Origin of the sequence: Streptomyces sp. XH2, from assembly GCF_049725035.1 — a bacterium.
Taxonomy (GTDB): domain Bacteria; phylum Actinomycetota; class Actinomycetes; order Streptomycetales; family Streptomycetaceae; genus Streptomyces; species Streptomyces roseoverticillatus.
This window is the reverse complement of record NZ_JBMMMZ010000009.1, coordinates 250,251-269,204: the sequence shown is the minus strand read 5'-3', so window position 1 is coordinate 269,204 and position 18,954 is coordinate 250,251. Positions and strand designations below refer to the sequence as shown.

At 71.9% G+C, this 18,954-nt stretch carries 13 protein-coding genes; 7 read left to right on the top strand and 6 right to left on the bottom strand.

Annotation, left to right across the window (positions count from 1 at the left end; genetic code table 11):
* Nucleotides 1-9 precede the first annotated feature (9 nt).
* Genes ACOTKD_RS20200 through ACOTKD_RS20190 form a run of 3 tightly spaced genes read right to left on the bottom strand, consistent with a single transcriptional unit; the run spans nt 10 to nt 5,173 of the window.
* Complete coding sequence (locus ACOTKD_RS20200; protein ID WP_424890366.1) at nt 10-3,120, bottom strand: amino acid adenylation domain-containing protein; 3,111 nt, start codon at nt 3,118-3,120, stop codon at nt 10-12.
* 44 nt (nt 3,121-3,164) lie between these two features.
* The gene (locus ACOTKD_RS20195) at nt 3,165-4,121 is read right to left on the bottom strand and encodes a PDR/VanB family oxidoreductase (RefSeq protein ID WP_424890365.1); all 957 of its coding nucleotides are present in this window, start codon (nt 4,119-4,121) and stop codon (nt 3,165-3,167) included.
* 32 nt (nt 4,122-4,153) lie between these two features.
* Nucleotides 4,154-5,173 carry a Rieske 2Fe-2S domain-containing protein gene (locus ACOTKD_RS20190; RefSeq protein ID WP_424890364.1) on the bottom strand — a complete coding sequence of 340 codons (1,020 nt, stop codon included), beginning with the start codon at nt 5,171-5,173 and terminating at the stop codon, nt 4,154-4,156.
* Between the two features lie 380 nt (nt 5,174-5,553).
* Between ACOTKD_RS20190 and ACOTKD_RS20185 the strand changes: the two genes are divergently transcribed.
* Entirely contained in the window at nt 5,554-6,408 is an 855-nt protein-coding gene (locus ACOTKD_RS20185; RefSeq protein WP_424890363.1) for a 2-amino-3,7-dideoxy-D-threo-hept-6-ulosonate synthase, read from the top strand.
* Nucleotides 6,409-6,433: 25 nt separating this feature from the next.
* Complete coding sequence (locus tag ACOTKD_RS20180; protein WP_424890362.1) at nt 6,434-7,543, top strand: 3-dehydroquinate synthase II family protein; 1,110 nt, start codon at nt 6,434-6,436, stop codon at nt 7,541-7,543.
* Between the two features lie 100 nt (nt 7,544-7,643).
* Here ACOTKD_RS20180 and ACOTKD_RS20175 read toward each other — a convergent pair whose 3' ends face one another.
* Nucleotides 7,644-8,486 (bottom strand): helix-turn-helix transcriptional regulator, encoded by an 843-nt coding sequence (locus ACOTKD_RS20175; RefSeq protein WP_424890361.1) that lies wholly within the window; start codon nt 8,484-8,486, stop codon nt 7,644-7,646.
* Between the two features lie 543 nt (nt 8,487-9,029).
* On the opposite strand from ACOTKD_RS20175, the gene ACOTKD_RS20170 reads away from it, so the two are divergent.
* Nucleotides 9,030-10,610, top strand: a complete 1,581-nt coding sequence (locus tag ACOTKD_RS20170) for a BTAD domain-containing putative transcriptional regulator (RefSeq protein ID WP_424890360.1) — start codon at nt 9,030-9,032, stop codon at nt 10,608-10,610.
* A 67-nt stretch (nt 10,611-10,677) separates the two neighbouring features.
* The gene (locus ACOTKD_RS20165) at nt 10,678-11,007 is read left to right on the top strand and encodes an SAV_915 family protein (RefSeq protein ID WP_424890359.1); all 330 of its coding nucleotides are present in this window, start codon (nt 10,678-10,680) and stop codon (nt 11,005-11,007) included.
* A gap of 37 nt (nt 11,008-11,044) precedes the next feature.
* Here ACOTKD_RS20165 and ACOTKD_RS20160 read toward each other — a convergent pair whose 3' ends face one another.
* A complete protein-coding gene (locus ACOTKD_RS20160) occupies nt 11,045-12,190 on the bottom strand; it encodes a MalY/PatB family protein (RefSeq protein ID WP_424890358.1) in 1,146 nt (381 codons plus the stop codon).
* A 235-nt stretch (nt 12,191-12,425) separates the two neighbouring features.
* Here ACOTKD_RS20160 and ACOTKD_RS20155 point away from each other — a divergent pair, with 235 nt between their 5' ends.
* On the top strand, nt 12,426-13,655 hold the full coding sequence (locus tag ACOTKD_RS20155; RefSeq protein WP_424890357.1) for an MFS transporter: 1,230 nt from the start codon (nt 12,426-12,428) through the stop codon (nt 13,653-13,655).
* On the opposite strand, the gene ACOTKD_RS20150 is transcribed toward ACOTKD_RS20155, so the two are convergent.
* Nucleotides 13,642-15,090, bottom strand: a complete 1,449-nt coding sequence (locus ACOTKD_RS20150; protein ID WP_424890356.1) for a purine-cytosine permease family protein — start codon at nt 15,088-15,090, stop codon at nt 13,642-13,644. The two genes, ACOTKD_RS20155 and ACOTKD_RS20150, sit on opposite strands and share 14 nt — an antisense overlap.
* Nucleotides 15,091-15,626: 536 nt before the next feature.
* Here ACOTKD_RS20150 and ACOTKD_RS20145 point away from each other — a divergent pair.
* Entirely contained in the window at nt 15,627-16,532 is a 906-nt protein-coding gene (locus tag ACOTKD_RS20145; protein WP_424890355.1) for a ParB N-terminal domain-containing protein, read from the top strand.
* Nucleotides 16,533-16,631: 99 nt separating this feature from the next.
* Nucleotides 16,632-18,932, top strand: a complete 2,301-nt coding sequence (locus ACOTKD_RS20140) for an alpha/beta fold hydrolase (protein ID WP_424890354.1) — start codon at nt 16,632-16,634, stop codon at nt 18,930-18,932.
* Nucleotides 18,933-18,954 lie beyond the last annotated feature (22 nt).

The following is an 18,954-nucleotide window of genomic DNA, read 5'->3' as shown; positions in this document are numbered from 1 at the left end:
CGGCGGCCCTCACAGGTCGAAGTCCGGGATCTCGGCGGCCGGCGTCGTGTGCCCGGCCCGGATCACCGCGGCCGCGGGATCGTCGATCAGCTCGGTTACGGCTTCCAGATACGCGTCGAGGAGCCACTGGGCGGACGCGCTGTCGTAGAGGCCGGTGGCGTACTCCAGGTCGATCCTGAGCTCGTCGGGGCGCAGGTACGCCTGGAGGTTGAGGTCGAAGCGGGTGGTCCCCGGATTGACCAGTTCCGTGCGGGCGGTGAGCCCGGCCCCGCGGACCACGTGGAAGTCGATGTCCTGGAGCGCGAACAACACGTCGAACAGCGGATTGCGTCCCGCCTGGGGCAGCACCCCGAGTCGCTGCGCCAGCTGCGGGAACGGGGGCCCCTGGTGCATGAGCGCCTCCCGGACCAGCCGGTCCGCCTGCGCCACCAGATCGCCCAGTGTCGCCGCGCCGTCGTCCAGGCGCACGCGCAGACAAGCCGTGTTCACGAACATGCCCACGACGGCGTCGAGCTGCGGATGGTCGCGCCCGCTGGTGGGTGTGCCGACGGCGAAGTCGCGGCGCCCGGAGACCCGCGCCAGCGTTGCCGCCCACGCGGCGAACATCACCCCGAACGCCGTCGTGCGGTGCCGGCGCGCCGCCGCGCGGATGCCGGCGCAGTGCCCGGCCTCCAGCAGGGCGCTCACCACCGCTCCCCGGGCAGCCCGGGCCGGTCCGCGCGGATGGTCCACCGGCATCACCGGATCGGTGGGCAAGTCCGCCAGCTGCCGCAGCCAGTAGTCGGCGTCCTGCGCGCCGTCCCCGCCGGCGGCCCGGTCGGCGGCGAATTGCGCCGCCGACCTGTAGTCCGCCGCCTGCTCGGGAAGCGGCTCTCCCGCGTACGCGGCCAGGAGCTCCTCGACCAGGATCCGGAGCGAGACCCCGTCGAAGACGATGTGGTGAGTATCGAGGTGGAGGTCATGCCGGTCCGGGCCGGGGGTACGCACCAGCAGGGCGCGCAGCAGGGGAGCGCCGTCGGGGCGGTACGGGAGGAAAGGACGTACGAAGCCGGCGACGGTCCGCTCGTCGGGCGCGGGCAGGAAGGTGAACTCAGGTGCGGCGGGCGGGGCCGGCTCCTGGCGGACACCGCCGGCCTCGACGGTGAACTGCATCCGCAGGGCCTCGTGCCGGGCCACCAGGGTGGTCAGCGCCGCCCGGAGCCGTTCGGGCTCCAGAGGCCCGGTCAGCTCCAGGCGCACCGGGATGTTGTAGGCCAGCGACTCGGGTTCGGCCTGCCAGATCGCGAACAGGCCCTGCTGCTGCGGGTGGAGGGGAACCGCACCCGGTGCCGGCCGGGGGAGTTCCGGCACCGGGGCGGAGCCTGCGGTGGAGAGCGTGCGGGCCATCTCCGCCAGGGCGGGAGCCGCGATCGCCTCGGCGTACCCCACGGCGATGCCCTCCCGGCCGAGACGGCCGATGAGCGCGCCCAGGAGCAGCGAGTTGCCACCGAGCGCGAAGAAGTCCGCATCCGGGCCGATGGCTGCCGCGTCGATGCCGAGGACGCCGGCCCAGAGCCCGGCCAGCCGGGCCTCTGCGGCCGTGAGCGCGTGGCCGCCGCCTCCGGGTGCCGTCCCGGCCGTGGCCGGAGGCAGGGACCGCCAGTCGACCTTGCCGCTCGACGCCAGCGGCAGCCGGTCCAGCAGCACGAAGCGGTCCGGGCACAGATACTCCGGCAGCCGCTCGCGCAGCGTGCGCCGGAGCACCGCGGCGTCGGCGCCGGGCGCCACCACGTACGCGGCCAGAGAGCGCTCCTCGCCCGGCTCGCCGACGACTCGGGTGTGCGCGTCGGCCACGCCCGACAGCGCCCGCAGCGCGGCGTTGACCTCGGCGAGCTCCACCAGATGGCCGCGGATCTTGACCTGGTCGTCCTGACGGCCGTGGAAGTGCAGCAGCCCGTCCTCGCCGGCATGCACCATGTCGCCGGTGCGGTAGTGGCGCACGCCGTCCAGCAGGACGAACTTCCGTGCCGTCAGATCGGGCTCGGCCAGATAGCCGCGTGCCAGTCCGGCACCTGCGGTGTACAGCTCGCCGACGGTACCGGCGGGCACCGGGAGGCCCTGCTCGTCGCAGATGAGCACGGTCGTGCCGGGAATCGGCCGGCCGATCGGCAGCGGGTCGCCGGTGTGCTCGGGCACGGGGAACGTGGTGGTGAAGGCGGTGTTCTCGGTCGGGCCGTAGCAGTTGACGACGGTGAGCGAGGGGTTGACCTCGCGGACCTGCTGCACATGGCGGGGGGACACCACGTCCCCGCCGGTCAGCAGGGTGGAGAGGGAGCCGAAGACGGCCGGGTCCTCCTGGGCCATGCTGTGGAACAGCGGGGCGGTGGCAAAGGCGACGGTCACGCCCTGCTCGCGGATCGCCTGCGCGAAGCGCCACGGCACGACGGCGGTCTCGTGGTCGATGACGTGCAGCGACGCCCCGTTCAGCAGCGCGCCCCAGATTTCGAACGTCGCCGCGTCGAAGGCGAGCGAGGCCGACTGGAGCACGCGCTGCTCCGGCGACAGGTCGAGGTAATCGGTGTCCTTGACCAGCCGCAGTACGCCACGGTGCTCGACCATCACGCCTTTGGGGCGCCCGGTGCTGCCGGACGTGAACATCACATAGGCCAGCGGAGACTGCCCGGAACGGGGCTCCCGGCGGGCCGCCGGCGGCTCGTCCGGTGCGTCGCCGAGGCGCAGCAGCTCCTGAAGTCCGTACGTGCGTACGGGATCCGGTGCCGTGAACCGCTCGCGCACCGGCTCCGGGCACACCACTGTCCGCAGTGCGGCCGTCTCGGTGATGTGACGGACACGGCTCTCGGGGTACGCCGGGTCGATCGGCACGTACGCGCCGCCGGCGAGCACGATGCCGAGCAGGGCAATGACCGAGTCGGCCGAGCGGTCGAAGGCGAGGCCGACCAAGGTCTCGCGCCGCACGCCGGTCCGGCGCAGCCCGGCGGCGACGCCGGCCGCACGCTCGTACAACTGCTGGTAGGTCAGTACGCAGGGTCCCGCGACCAGGGCCGTGGCCGACGGGCGGGCCCGGACCTGGTCGAGGAAGGCATCCTCGATGAGGCCGTCCCAGGACGGGGGGTGCGTCATCGGTGTTCTCCAGGTGTGACCGGGGGCGGGGGCTCGGGCGGGTGTCAGAGATCGAGGACCAGGCGGGGGCCGCGGGAGCGGGAGACGCAGATGAGCATCAGGTCGCCGGCGGCATGCTCATCCGGTGTGAGGAGGCTGTCCCGGTGCTCCGGCGTCCCTTGCAGCACGGTGGTTTCGCAGGTGCCGCAGGTGCCCTCCTCGCAGGAGGCCAGCACGGCCACACCGGCGTTGCGCAGCGCCTTCAGCACCGAGGTCCCGGCGGGCACCAGGACCGTCTTGCCGCTGCGCTCCAGTACGGCTTCGAAGCTCGTGTCCGTCCCCTCGGGGACGGCGTCGCGGGCCGCGGCGGAGAACCGCTCGGTGTGCAGTGTGACCTGCGGCAGTGCGTCACATCGCTCCCGCACCGCCTGGAGCAGCGGCTCGGGACCGCAGCAGTAGACCCGTCCGCCCGCCGGTGCCCCGGACAGCACCCCGTCGAGGTCGAGGAGCCCGTACTCGTCCTGCGGAACGACCGTGACCCGGTCCCCGTAGCGTGCGAGTTCGGTGAGAAACGCCATGGACGCCCGGGTCCGGCCGCCGTAGACCAGATGCCATCGGCTGCCTCTGCGTTCGGCCTCGGCGAGCATCGGCAGCAACGGGGTGATGCCGATGCCGCCCGCGATGAACAGCAGGTCGTCGGCGGGCAGCAACGGGAAGCGGTTGCGCGGTCCGGCGGCGCGCAGCCGCATGTCCGCGGCGACCTCGTCGTGCACCTCCACCGACCCGCCGCGGCCGCCCGGCTCGCGCAGGACGGCGATGCGCCAGGTGCCGGCCCGGTCGTCGGGGGCGCCGCACAAAGAGAACTGGCGTACGAGCCCTGAGGGCAGTATGAGGTCGATGTGGGCGCCGGGCTCCGCAGGAGGCAGTGCGCCGCCGTCGGGGGCCACGAGCTCCAGACCGATTACGCCCGCCGCGAGTTCGGTCCGCTCGCGGACCAGGACCTCGAACGTGTCGCCGGCCATGTCTTCCGTCCTCCGGGGCTTCTTGCGGACCGTTACGGGGTGATCTTGCGGAGCATCTCGCGCGCGGCCAGGCCGCCCGCGTCGATCGCGACGCTCAGTTCCTGCGTCCCCGGCGGCTCGCTGGCCACGACCTTCTCGAGCACGGTCAGGGCGTCCAGGTCCTGCTGCACCACTTCCTGATTCATCGTCAGCAGCGCCTGGCTGACGGAGTCGTCGTCCAGCGCGAAGTCGCGGACCACGGCCCAGAAGTCCCACGTGCTGTTCTCGGTCTCCGGAGTGAGCCCGTGCAGGATCTTCACGTGAGCACCGCCCTCGTCCCCGTTCGGGCCGACCGGCGTTCCCTGCGGCGCTACCCGCACGTTGTTCACCCAGAACGCGGGCGGCTGGAACGCCACGTCCTGCCAGCGGTCGATCGGCGTGGTGTACCCGGTGGTCTTCTCGTAGAAGGGCGGGCATTCCACGGCTTCCATGTGACGTGAGAACGTCACCCGGTTGTTCACGTCGTCGACCTGCGTGGTGAACGGTGTCCGGGCGATCTCGGGCGTACCGATCAGACCCGCGTGCAGGTACGTCTCATGGGACAGGTCCATGAGGTTGTCCATCAGCAGGCCGTACCGGAACGGCGAGTGCGCCATGTCCTCGACCGAGGCCCACGCGGGGTCGTCCAGCCAGTGTGCGTCCGGCACCAGGCCCGGGTCCGCCTTGCTCTGGTCGCCGATCCAGATCCAGATCCACTTGTCCCGCTCCACCAGCTGATAGCGCGGTACCCGCGCGGTGCGCGGAATGCGGTCCTGGCCGGGCACGAAGGTGCAGGCACCGGAGCAGTCGAAGACGAAGCCGTGGTAGCCGCACTCGATGGAATCGTCCTGGAGCCGGCCCAGCGACAGCGGGTACCGGCGGTGCACGCAGCGGTCCGCCAGGGCCACGGGCTGTCCGTCGCGGGTCCGGTAGAACACGATCGGCTCGCCGCAGATCGTCCGGCTGAGGAGCTTTCTTCCCACTTCCTTGCTCCAGGCAGCGACATACCAATAGTTCTGCGGAAAATTACTCATGGAGCTCTCCTGAGGTATCAGAGGGCATCGCGCGCGAATCGATATCAAATCGGCGGCAAAAAGGGCCGCCGGCGTCGAAAGCGGAAGTGTTACTACGACTTTCCCGTCACCGGGGGAAGGGGAACCGCGGCTGGTGCGGCGCGATTCGACAGGGGTCAACGATACGTTCGCCGGGCCTCGTGTCAATCACACGTCTCGGAGCTCAATATTCCGCTATGGGCGGTCACTTGACATGCGTGAACCCTTGCCACTTCGATAAGGGCGAGTCCCGTTGATCAGGCCATCCGCCGCAGTTCCGGGACGTTCTCTCCCATCCATCTGCTTCCGTGGAACGACCGGGCTGCGCCAGGGTGGCCGCGTCCGGTGTGAGAGGAATCGCCATGGAATTGGTCCATCATTCTCCGGGAAAAAGCCTGCGGCTGAGCCGCCTCATCAATCCGGTGTCCGGCCGGACCTTCGTGGTGCCTCTTGACCACTCGGTCGCCGACGGCCCGATCGCCTCTGCCCCGGCCTTCCGCGACATCGCCCTCGCGGTGTCCCGCAACGGCGGCGACGCCCTGCTGGTCCACAAGGGCCGCATGCGGTTCCTGCCGGCCGAGGTGTTGCGCGACACGGCCCTGGTGCTCCACCTGAACGGCATCACGCGGCACGCCCCCGACGCCAACGCCAAGGTCCGGCTCGCCGAGGTCGAGGAAGCGCTGGAGCTGGGGGCCGACGCGGTCAGCATCCACATCAACATGGGCTCCGACACCGAAGCCGAGCAACTGGGCGACCTGGCCAGGGCCGCCGACGGCTGCTCCCGCTGGGGCCTGCCGCTCATCGCCATGATCTATCCGCGCGGGCCCCGGGTGACCGACCCGACCGACCCCGATCTGGTGGCGCATGCCGCGAACCTTGCGGCTGACCTCGGTGCCGACATCGCGAAGGTGCCCTACACCGGCTCACCGGCCACGATGGCCGAGGTGGTGCGCAGTTGCCCGATCGGCATCATCACCGCGGGCGGTGCCCCGGTGGGTGGCCGGCAGCTGACCCGGACCGTCGGCGAGGTGGTGGCCTCCGGCGCGCTCGGCGTCGCCATGGGGCGCAACGTCTGGGCCTCGCCCGATGTCGCCGGCGCCGTGCGCCGGGTCGCCGACGCCCTGCATCTGCCGGCCGTCGACCCCACCGGCGGCGGAGACCCCGCCCGCCCCGACCGGACGCTCGCGGCCGCTCATCCCGCACCTTCCCAGACCTGACCGACATGACTACTGAGGAGTCGCAGTGAAGCTCACCTGGATCGACGTCCGCGGGCTGAAGGACCTCACCGCCCCCGTGATCGAGGAGGCCGTGCACATCGGCGTGGACGGGTTCGTCTCCGATGACCCGGAACTGCTGGCCACGATCCCGCCGACCAAGCGCAAGATCGGCCTGATCCTCCCGGACACCCCGCAGGCCGCGGCCGAGAAGCTGGCGCAGACCGTTGACCTGCTGATCGTCGACCACACCCTGGCCGGTCAGTACGAGCCCGCGTCGGCCGGCGCGGAGAAGGGCGTCTTCGTCACCGTCACCGGCGAGGAGTCGCTGAACGTGGCCTGCACGGTCGCGTCCACGGCGCCCTGGACCGTGGTGGAGTTCCAGCAGGACCCCAGCAAGATCCCGCTGGAGATCCTGCTCGGTGCCACGGACAAGGCCGAGGGGAACCTGATCACGATCGTCACCGACCTGGAGGACGCCGAGATCACGCTCACCGTGCTGGAGCGCGGCCCCGAGGGCGTGCTGCTCAAGCCCGCCGCCGTGGGTGAGGCGACCACGCTCACCGAGATCTGCCAGGAAGGCACCGAGCAGCTCAAGCTGGAGGAGCTGACGGTGACCAGGCTCGCCCACGTGGGCCTGGGAGACCGGGTGTGCGTCGACACCTGCTCCCACTTCAAGCAGAACGAGGGCATCCTGGTCGGCTCGCACGCCACCGGCATGATCCTGGTGAGCAGTGAGACGCACCCGCTGCCGTACATGCCGACCCGCCCCTTCCGGGTGAACGCGGCCGCGCTGCACTCCTACAGCCTCACGCCGGCCAACCGGACGCGCTACCTCGCCGAACTGCGCTCCGGCTCCGAGCTGCTGGCCGTGGACACCGATGGCAACACGCGCCGCATCGTGGTCGGCCGCATCAAGATGGAGAGCCGCCCGATGCTCCTGATCGAGGCGGAGTCGCCTTCGGGCGGCAAGGTGAACGTGATCGCCCAGGACGACTGGCACGTGCGCGTGCTCGGCCCCGGCGGCAGCGTCCACAACATCACCGAGCTGAAGCCGGGTGACGTCATCCTCGGCTACGCGCTCACCGACCAGCGTCACGTCGGCTACCCGATCCGGGAGTTCCTGCACGAGCAGTGACCCCCGTTCTCGCACCGGCCCCTTCGACCGCACCCGGTCGTGGGGGCCGGCGCGGTTCCGGACGCTGTGCGGGATCCGGGTGGACGGCGGCGTGCGCCCCTCACTCCACCAGCAGCGGGAGAGCGTCCTTCGTCCGCTCGTCGGCCGGGAAGCGGGCCAGCAGGTGGATACGGGGGTCGTCCGCGGCGATCAGCTTCGACTGGCGCAGCGCGAGCCGCCCTGCCCGCGGGTGCGTGAAGTGCTTGTGAACGGCCCGGTAGTCGGCCACCTCGTGCCGTTGCCAGAAGCGGGCGAAGTCCGGCGCGTGGGCCAGCAGATCGGCCACTATTTCCGTGAAGCGGGCATCGCCGAATTGTTCGTCGGCACGCATGCGGAACTGGGCGAGCACCTGGCCGGCCTGGGCCTCCCAGTCCGTCATCAGGGAACGCGCGGGTTCCCAGCCGAAGATGACCCAGAGCGTGTTGCGCCGTTCGACGGGCAGCGCACCGAAGTCCGTGAAGAGGCCTGCTTCGGCCCGGTTCCACGCCAGGACGTCCCAGTGGTGGTCCAGCAGTACCGCCGGATTGGGCTCCAGCGCCTGCAGCATGGCGTCGAGCCGGTCGTCCGCGCCGGGGCAGCTGTGCGCCTTCCCGAGGTCCGGGGGGAGTTCGTCCCCGAGCCGGTACAGGTGCCGGATCTCCGGCGCGGAGAGCTTGAGGGCCCGCGAGAGCGAGGCGAGGACCTGGCGGGAGACCTTGATGTCCCGCCCCTGCTCCAGCCACGTGTACCAGCTGAGGCTCACCCCGGAGAGTGCGGCCACCTCCTCGCGGCGCAGCCCGGGAGTGCGGCGGCGCGATGAGTCGGGGATCCCCACGTCCTCGGGGGACAGGCGCTCGCGTCGCGATCGCACGAAGGCCCCGAGCGTACGGCGGCCGGAGTCGCTGGAACGTGTCGTGGCTGCCATCAGCACAAGTTAGCAGTCGCCGGCCCGCCGCCTCCGGCCCCGGTGCCGCAGAGGCACGGCGGCGCGTGTTCAACTGCCCAGAGTGGGCACTTGCACACCCTCACGGGCCCGCGCACGGCCCGGCATCACTGCATTGCGGGAACCGAACGCGCCGCGGCGCCCCCGCTGTTGCGGAAGGCCGCCTCAGCGGAATGGTGATTGAGCCGCAGCGGCATTACTGGTAATTTTCGCGTATCCTTCCATGTAATGGGAGGCAGGCGCACGTTCAGCAGCTGTCGGACAGGTTGATCCGCTGACTCCCCCTCTCTGAACGGGATTCGGCTCGGGTGAGTAAGCGCAACCGTGCAGCCATCCCCTATCTCCGGTGCGTTATCGTGCGGCGCCCGCGCAGGGCCGTCTTTTGAGCCGCTGTCACGGTTCCGGCGCGTGACGGTGCCTTCCCTTCTTCTTGTTCACGCAGATCATTCCTCTCCGGAGGCTGCCGCCGGCATGGGGAGCCGATGGAGGAGCGGACGGAAAAGTACTTCAGGAGGCGAATCACCCATGGCAACCGCGGGAGCATCGCTGCACATACGGCTCCTAGGGCCGGTGCGCGCCTGGCGGAACGGGATGGAGGTGGCGCTGGGCCCGCCCAAGCAGCGCGCCGTGCTGGCCCTGCTCGCGAGCCGCGCCGGTGATGTCGTGGGCGTCGAGAACATCGTGGACGCCGTATGGGGCGGTGTCGCACCGCAGACCGCCGCCAACGGCGTGCACACGTATGTAGCCGGCCTGCGCCGGGCGTTGGAGCCCGGCCGCGGCAGGAGAGCGGCGGGGGCGGTGCTCACGTCCGAATCCGGTGGGTACTGCCTGCGGCTGGACCCCGCGGACGTGGACGCCAAGCTCTTCGTCCAGTGCCTGGGCGAGGCGCGGAAGTCGCGGGGCGAGGTCAACACCGAGGTGAAACTGCGGCTGTACGAGAAGGCCCTGTCGTTCTGGCAGGGCGAGGCGCTCCACGGAGTCCCCGGGCCGTTCGCCCTGATGGAACGCGCGCGACTGCGGGACCTGCGGCTTACTGCCCTTGAGGAGTGGGCCCTCGACATGCTGTCGGTCGGACGGCATGCCGATCTGGTTCCCGATCTGACCGGTGCGGTGACCGAGGAGCCGCTGCGGGAGAAATTGCGCTGGCTCCTGATCGTAGCGCTCTACCGGGGTGGACGACAGGCCCACGCCCTGCGGGTGTACGAGGAGACCCGGGAGCTGCTGCGCAGGGATCTGGGCATCGAGCCCGGCGCCGACCTGCGCGACCTCTACCACCAGATCCTGTCCGGACGTCCGGAGCCGCGCCTGCCCGGCACGGACACCGCACCCGTACCGCTCGCGGGCCGGCGGTCCGCGTTCCGGGACACACCCAAGCCGGTACAACTCCCCTCCTCCGCACGCGGGTTCGTGGGGCGGGCCAAGGAGCTGGCGTGGCTGGAAGAAGTGGTGAGCGGGGAGAGCGCGCGGGGTGGCGCGACGACACCGGTGGCGGTGGTCGACGGCCCGGCCGGCGCGGGGAAGACGGCGTTCGTCCTGCAGTTGGCGCATCGGCTCGTCGACCGTTTCCCCGACGGCCAGCTCTATGTGGACCTCCGCGGCAGCGGACCGGAAGGCCGGGCGGTGAGTGCCGGGGACGCCTTGGGACAGGTCCTGGTCAGCCTGGGGGTGGACAGCTCCCGGATACCCGCGGGCCCGGCCGCCCGCGCCACCCTTTACCGCAGCCTGCTGCACGGCCAGAAGATGCTGGTGGTGCTCGACGACGCGTACGGCGCCGATCAGCTGCGGCCGCTGATTCCCCGGGGCTCTTCCTGCGTCCTGGCGACGAGCCGGCAGCGCCTCAGCGGGCTTGCGGCGCGGGACGGTGCGCACCTGGTCACGATCGGGCCGTTGGACGACGAGGAGTCGGCGCGTCTGCTGGCCGATCTCAGCGGGGGACGACTCGAGGCGCAGGAAGCGCTCACCGCACATCTGGTGGCGCAGTGCGGGGGGCTGCCGTTGGCGTTGCGCGTCGCCGCGGAGAGGCTGGCCGCCCATCCCGGTGTGCCGCTGAGCGCACCGGCCGGGCAGTACGCGGCCGAACGCGTCCGGCTGACCGCTTCATGGTGACGCGAGTGCACGGAGCACGAGTCGTCGGCCCCTCCCGGGCCGCCGAACAACCCTCACGGAGGAATCCATGGAACCCAGGCAAGGCGTCGGGGCCCAGTACACCCCCGTCGGACGGCTGTTCGTTCCGGTACGGCCGCGGCCGCGCGGCTACCTGATCAGGATCTTCCAGGCCGCGCCGGGCGGCCGCACCGTCGTCGGCTTCACGTCGCGGGCACGGCTGGCCACGGCGCTGGGCGACGGCCACGCCTGCGTCGAACTCGCCGAGCCGATGCTGCGGGCGCTGGCCGAACCGCTGGGCGTGATGCGGTTGACCGTAGATCCGCACCTGGTGGGCGCGCCGTTTCCGGCGGGGAACTCCGTGCCCCGGGCCTGGGGCAGGCTGCCGCTGGAGGCCTAGGCCGGTGTCCGGGCCGCCGGATCCCGAAAGGGCGCGGTCAGCCCACGGCCTCGCGCATCCGGCCCAGGATCGCCCGCAGGATGTCCGCGGACGTGGCGAAGTTGAGCCGGACGAAGCCCTCGCCACCGGGTCCGAAGGCGCGGCCGTCGTTCAGGAGGACACGGGCCTTCTCCAGGAAGAACGTGTGCGGGTCGGTGCCGAGATCAAGGGCGCGGCAGTCCAGCCAGGCCAGGAAGGAGCCCTCCGGGACGGAGTACCCGATGCGCTCGGGCAGCTCTGCTCGCACCAGTGCCGCGTTCCGCTCCAGGACCGGCCGCAGCCGTGACAGCCAGGAGTCGCCGTCCCGCCAGGCCGCCAAGGTGGCTGCCACGCCGAAGGTGTTGGGCTCGCCGTACAGATGAGTCGGGGACGACAGTGCCGCCCGCACACCGGACGCGCCGACATGGGCGACGGCGCAGCGAACCCCCGGCACGTTGAACGCCTTGGTCGCAGAGGTCAGGGTCACCGTTCTCGCGGCCGCTTCGGGCGACAAGGAGGCGAAGGGGATGTGCCGGTGGGGTTCGTGCACGAGGTCGGAGTGGATCTCGTCGGAGATCACCAGCAGATCGTGGCGCCGGGCCAGTTCGGCAAGGGTCTCCAGTTCCCGGCGGCGCAGTACGCGCCCCGTGGGGTTGTGCGGGTTGACCAGCAGCAGCACCCGGCAGCCGCCGTCGGCCAACTCCCCGTCGAGACGCTCGGCGTCGAAGGCCCAGCCTTCGTCCTGAAGGACATACGGGATGGAATGCACGCGCCGCCCCATGCCCGTCACCGTCGCGAGGAAGGGCGGATACGTCGGCGTGTGCACGGCGACGCCGTCGCCGGTGCGGGTGACGGCCTGCAGGACAGCCTGGAGGCCCTGGTTGATGTCGGTGAACTCCCTTACGTGACCGGGGTCGAGCACCCAGCCGTAGCGCTCGCGCATGCGCTCGGCGAAAGCGGCCCGCAGGGGGCCCTGCTCGGGGCGCCCGTCCCACGAGGGGTATCCCAGGTCCTCCTCCACACACCGCATGAGGGCCTCCCGCACGGCAGGGGCCGGCGGGAAGTCCATCTCCGCTATCCACGCCGGAAGCACGCCCGGCTCGGCCCGGCTCCACTTCACTCCCGGGCGACGGGTCAACGATGAGAGCTCGAGGTCGTCGAACATGGCCTTCTCTTCTCCTGTCCGCAATCGCAACGCGCCACGAGGGGCGGTGACTCAGGGGCGGTGGCTCGGGGAATCCCCTCTCAAGATCCAGGATCAAAGGTATCCCCGGTACCCCCGGCCGGTGCCACCCGAAGCGGGGAGCGCTGATGCTAGGACTTTTTGTCTCCTGGCTCCTGCCCGGTGCCGGACCGAGGCTGGAGCCACCAGTATCCGCGCGTCGCAGAAAGGCCCTGGGATGCCCCAAGAGACACGGCCCGGCACGACCGGCCCCGAACCGCCGCCGAGCGCGCAGGCCGGCCCGGCACCGCTGCCGCCCGCAGCCGGCCGTGTGCCACCGGTCCTCACCGTGGCCTGCTTCCTCAGCAACTTCGACCGCTTCGCGATCACGCCCCTCCTGGTGGCCGTCGCCGCCGGATTCCACATGCGGCTCGACCAGGTCGTGCTGGTCGCGAGCGGCTACTTCTTCGCGTACGGGTGCGCCCAGCCGCTGTGGGGCATGCTGTCCGACCGCTACGGGCGCATACGCGTCATCCGCTTCTCGCTCGGTGCCGCGGCGGTGTGCGGGCTGGCGAGCGCGGCCGCCCCGAACCTGTCCGTGCTCGTGGTCCTGCGGATCGCCACCGGAGCCTTCTTCGGGGCGGTCGTACCCACGTCCCTGACGTACGTCGGGGACACCGTTCCCCCCGCCGTCCGCCAGCGAGCCTTGTCGGACCTGCAGGTGGCTCTCGCCATCGGCACCGCGGCGGCCACCTTGGTGGCCGGCGGGGTGTCCGAACTGCTCAGCTGGCGAGCGATGCTCGCGCTTTCCGGAGTGCTGGCGGCGATCACGGTGGCCGCCACGCGCGGTCTGTCCGAATCCCAGTCCGCGTCCACCCTGCGCCGCCCCGGCGAGCAGCTCGCCTCGGTGCTGCGCCTGCGGTGGTCCTGGGTGGTCATGTTCTTCGGCCTGGTCGAGGGTGCCGTGCTGCTGGGCTGCTTCACCTTCCTGGCCCCGGCCCTTCAGGACCGGGGGGTCGGCACACTGGGCGCGGGCGGGGTGACCGCCCTCTACGGGGTCGGCACCCTGGTCTTCTCACGGCTCCTCAAGCGGGTGGCGATGCGCCCGCCGTGGTCGCTGCTGGCCGCGGGCGGCGTGATGATGGCCGGTGGTTTCCTGGTCGCTTCCCTCAGCCCGTCCGTGGTGGGGATCGGGGTGGCCGCGATCCTGCTGGGAGGCGGCTGGTCCTTCTTCCACTCGTCACTCCAGACCTGGGCCACCACCTTGGTGCCCGCGGCCCGCGGCACCGCTGTCGCGCTGTTCGTGTCCGCGCTGTTCGTCGGCAGCTCGATCGGCTCGGCGCTCGGTGGCCCGCTCACCGAGCACGGGCACTACCAAGAGCTGTTCGCCCTCGCCGCCGTCACGGCGGTGCCCCTGACCGTGCTCGCCGCCTGGCTGCGCACCCGGTACACGCCTACCGACGCCTGATCCCGGCGGGGACCGGCCCACCGGACTCCAGGGCGCCGTCACTCTCCCCGGGGGCGGCGCCCCGGCCCCGGTCGGCGAGCAGCCAGTACATGAGCGCCGGCAGGACCAGGCCCACGATCCACGAAACATCCGCGCCGCCGAGCCGGGCGACGAGCGGCCCGGTGTACAGCTCGTTGGACATGAACGGCAGCTGGACGAGGATGCCGACCGCGTACGTCGTCAGGGCCCGTACGTTCCAGGCGCCGTAGCGGCCGTGGGGGTCGGCCAGCGCCTCGACGTCGTACCGCTTCTCGGACAACAGGTAGAAGTCGACCAGGTTGATGGCGCTCCACGGCGTGAGGAAGGTCAGCAGGCACAGCAGGAAGGTCGAGAACGACTCCAGGAAGTGGCCTCGGCCGAAGAGCGCGAGTGCCGTTCCCGCGAGCATGATGCCGCCGACGTAGAGGCTCCGGGCACGGGGGCCGACCGGGCCGATCCGGCGGAATCCGCTGACCCCGGTGACGATGGACATGAAGCCGCCGTAGGTGTTGAGTACATTGACCGTCAATTTCCCAAAAGCGATGGCAAAGTACAGCAATAGGGTGAGGGTTGCTGAGCCGCCCATTCCGACGATGCCGCCGACCTCGTCCCCCTCCCGGCCGCCATGCCATGCCGCTGCCAGCGCCCCGAATCCCATCGACCATTGCGCGCCGAGCACACTGCCGCCCATCGTCGCCGAGAACACCGCGCGCGGGGAAACGTCGCGCGGCAGGTAGCGGGAGGAGTCCGCGACGTACGGGCCGAATCCCAGCTGCCACGAGGCGGAAAGGGACATCGCGAGCAGGAACAGCGGTGCCGAGAAGTGATGCTCCCCGAGTATCGATCCCAGCGGCGCGGTGCGCGCCATCTCCGCGCCGAGGTAGAGAAAGGCGGCGGCGCCGACCACCGCCGCGACTTTGCCGACGCGGTGGATCAGCCGGTAGCCGATCGCGGCCGTCACCGCGGTGGCGAGAGCGAAGACCACGATGCCGGTGGCCTCGCCCGTGTGCGCGAGGTGCCCCACCGCCTGCCCGGCGAGCACGCTGCCGCTCGCGAAGAACCCGATGTACATCACGATCGAGAAGACCAGCGGGACCACTGCGCCCCGCACCCCGAGCTGGGCTCGGGAAGAGATCATTTGCGGTAGCCCGAGCCGCGGCCCCTGGGCGGCGTGCAGCGCCATGACCGCTCCGCCCAGAAGATTCCCGGACAGGAGCGCCACCAAGGACCACAGCGCGTCGAGCCCGAACACCACGGCAAGCGATCCCGTGACGACCGCGCTGATTTGCAGGTTGGCGGCGAACCAGAGGAAGAACAGGCCGGACGGCCTGCCGTGCCGCTTGTCATCGGGAATGACGTCAATGGAATGCTGTTCAACGAGTCCACCCGGCATGCGTACCTCTCTGTCCTTCGGCATGAAATCTCCGCGGAAGGTAATGCGGTGAATGGGGCCCCATGATGGCCACGGGCCCTGAATGGGTGTCAAGAATGGTTTATCCGGGGAAGTCGGCGTGGTCGCGGTGCCGGCTGCCGGTGGGCCGGCATCGCCGGTGAGTTCGGCGGCCGGGCCTTCGCGAAGACGGAATCATGGGTTCCTTGAGGGGCGCGTCACCCGCGGCCGTTCGTGGTCATGGACGTGTTGACCCTCCGTGGCTCAGCGCGGATGGTGATCCCGCACCACGTTCTCTGCGTACGTCGCTGACGGCACCCGGCTCTGGATCCGACTGCAAAGCAGTACGGTCGGTATTTTTCTTGGTAGCGTCAGCCCGCACCGAACCCCCCGAACCGACGATGCCTGAGGAGGCGTTGATGCTCGACGCGGCAACGGTGGACGGGACCAGGCTGCAAGCGCCGGACCCATCTCCGCAGCCAGTCACGGAGTTGATCCCGATCAGCTCATTGGTAGCGTCAGACTCTCCGAGAACGGCAGGGGGGAGTGCGGAGCATGCCGAGATGCTGGCCGGCGCACAGACTCCACTGCCCCCCATTGTCGTTCACAGACCGACCATGCGGATTGTTGACGGCATGCACCGGGTGCAGGCGGCGGTGCTGCGGGGAGAGGAATCCGTCGAGGTTCAGTACGTGGACGGCTCGGCTGAGGACGCGTTCGTCCTGGCCGTCCGGCTCAACGCCGAACACGGCATGCCGCTGTCGCGCCGGGACCGGGTCGCGGCGGCCGAGCGCATCATCCGCAGCCATGCCCACTGGTCGGACCGGCGCATTGCCGAAGTGACCGGTCTTTCACCGGGCACGGTCGCCTCGCTGCGGAGCGGCTCCACCGCCCAGATCGACCAGGGAAAGGCGCGGACCGGACGCGACGGGCGCTCCCGGCCGGTCGACAGCGCGGTCGGCAGGCGCCGCGCCGTCCAGGTCATCGCGGCACGCCCGGATGCTTCCTTGCGTGAGATCGCCCAGGAGGCGGGGATCGCTCCGGCAACCGCCAGGGACGTCCGGCAGCGCATCCGTGAAGGCAAGGACCCGGTGCCGCCCAAGCTGCGGAACGCCGTGCAACGCGCCGATGCGCCGGGCAGGCGCGCGGCGCGCGGCCAGGTGCGGGCGGAAGAAGCCGATCGTGGTGCCCGCGAGCAGCCGGAGCCCGTCGTGATCCAGGCCACCGGGCAGTTCGCGAACCTGCGCAGGGACCCCTCGCTGCGCTTCTCCGAGGCGGGCCGGGTGCTGCTGCAGCTGCTCGTGGCGAACGAGCTCGACGACGAGAGGTGGCGGTGGCTGATGAGAGCGGTACCGGCACACCGGTACGCCGACATCGCCCAGGCCGCCAGGCTGTGCGGAGATCGCTGGCTGAGCTTCGCCGAAGCACTGGAACACGGCAGCGGCGTGCGCGCAGGCCGCGCCGTGTGAGCGGGGAGGACCGCGTCCGGTGACGGAAGCCCGGCGGCGGTCCGGCGAGCGTCCCGACCCCGGACGGTGAGGATTTGCGGGATGTGGGAGCGTTGGCAGGTGAGTGAGACGAAGGCCGAAACCCTGCAATACCGCTGTGACGGGCCGGAAGACGCCCCGGTCCTTGTTCTGGGCCCCGCACTGGGCACCACCTGGCACATGTGGGACCGCCAGATCCCCGAGCTGACCCGGCACTGGCGGGTGGTCCGCTTCGACCTGCCCGGACACGGCGGCGCCCCCGCCGCGCCCGCCGCCTCCGTCGATGACCTCGGCGACCGGCTCGTCGCCACCCTCGACTCGCTCGGCGTCGACCGCTTCGGCTACGCCGGCTGCTCCCTGAGCGCCGCCATCGGCATCGACCTCGCCCTCCGCCACCCGCACCGGCTCGCCTCCCTCGCCCTCATCGCCGCCTCCCCCCGCTACGGCACGCCCGACTCCTGGCGGCAGCGCGGCGAGACCGTGCGCCGGGAGGGCCTCGACCCGGTCGCCCGCTCCGCGCCCGAGCGCTGGTTCACCGCGAACTTCTCCGGCGCCCAGCCGGCCATCGTCGACTGGGCCGTCCAGATGGTCGGCACCACCGACACGTACGCGTACGTCGCCGCGTGCGACGCGCTCGCCGCGTTCGACGTCCGTGCCGAGCTGACCCGGATCAGCGTCCCGGCGCTGGTCATCGTCGGCGCCGAGGACACGACCACGCCGCCCGCGGACGCACGGGTCCTCGTCGCGGGCATCCACGACGCGAAGCTGGCAGTCGTCCCGGGCGCGTCCCACCTCACCCCGGTCGAACAGCCGGCAGCGGTGACGGACCTGCTGGTCCGCCACTTCACGACGGCCTGGCAGCTGTCGACGCAGCAGGGGATGCCGGTGCTTCCCGGAGCCTCCGCCCCCGCCGGCGCGGACGGCCCGACGGGCCCGGGCGCCGCCGGCGCGGGGCCCGGCCTGCCCGACGCGGGGTCCGCCGGTGCGGGCTTCGGGGCCGACGGGCCCGGCACGGCCGGCTCCGGAGTGACGTCCTCCGGAGCCGCTGCCGGTGCGGGCGGTATCGCGCACCCGGGCGGCACCGGCCCGGCCCGGGGCGGCTTCGGCGCGCCCGGCTCGGGCTTCGGGGCGCCGGGATCCGGCATGCCGGGACCGGATTTCGGTACCCCGCCGGGCGGCACCGGCGGACCGGCCTCCGGACCGGCCCCGGGCGCCGGCCCCGTCTCCGCCACGACACCCGGCTCCGGCATACCCGGCCCGGCCGGCACCCCGGCCCCGGGCCCTGAAGGCGCGGGCTCCGGCCCCGGCGCCGGCTTCGGCACCCCGGGCGCGGCGTCCGGCGGCGGTTTCGGTGCCCCGGGCTCCGGCCCCGCCGTGCCGGGCGGCGCCGCCGTGACCGGCCCGGACTCCGGCCGTACCGGCGACGGCTTCGGCGCCTTCGCCCCGGGCTCCGGCCCGGCCGGCGCGCCCGGCCCCGCGGGGTCCTCCGTCTCCGGCACGGGCCCGCAGGCGTTCGGAGCGCCGGGTTCCGGTGCGGCCAATGGGCCCGGTCCCGCCGGGTCCTCCGTCTCCGGCACGGGCCCGCAGGCCTTCGGGACCCCGGGCTACGGTCCCGGCACGCCCGGCACGCCCGGCACGCCCGGTTCTGCCGGCCCGGGCGCGGACACTTCGGGCCCCGCCGTTCCAGGTTCCGGCATGCCCGGCCCGGGCGGTGCCGGTGGTGCCGCCTTCGCAGCCGCGCGCGGCGCCGCCCCCGGCGCGAGGGGCTCGGACACCGTCCGGATCACTCCCGGCACGGGAGCCCCGGACGGCGCGCGGATCCCCTCGGACCCCGGGGTGCCGGACACGGTGCGGATCAACCCCGGGCCGCCGCCCGGCTCCGGAGCGCACGCCTTCGGAGCCGCCGGGCTGCCGGCGGCGGAACCGGCCGCCGCGGCAGAGCCCGGCGCGGCCGGGCCGTTCGGCCGCTTCGGGCCGCCGCCCGCGGACCTGGACGCCGAGTCCGACGCCCTCGACCGCGGCGGGCGCATCCGGCGCGACGTCCTCGGCGACGAGGCCGCGGACCGGGCCGAAGCGGACCGGGACGCGTTCACCGCCGACTTCCACGACCTCGTGACCCGCTCCGCGTGGGGCGGGACCTGGGCCCGCCCCGGGCTGGACCGCCGCACCCGGGCCCTGCTCACCCTGACCGCCCTCACGGCCCGCGGCCATTACGACGACATCGCCCCGTACACCCGAGCGGCCCTCCGCAGCGGCGCCGGCCCGGACGAGATCAAGGAGACGCTGCTCCACGCGGCGGTCTACTGCGGCCTGCCCGCCGCGGGCGCCGCCTTCGCCGTCGCGCAGCGTGTCATCGCCGAGGAGGCGGGCCCGAGGGCGTAGCAGTATGGGGCCATGGAGAAGC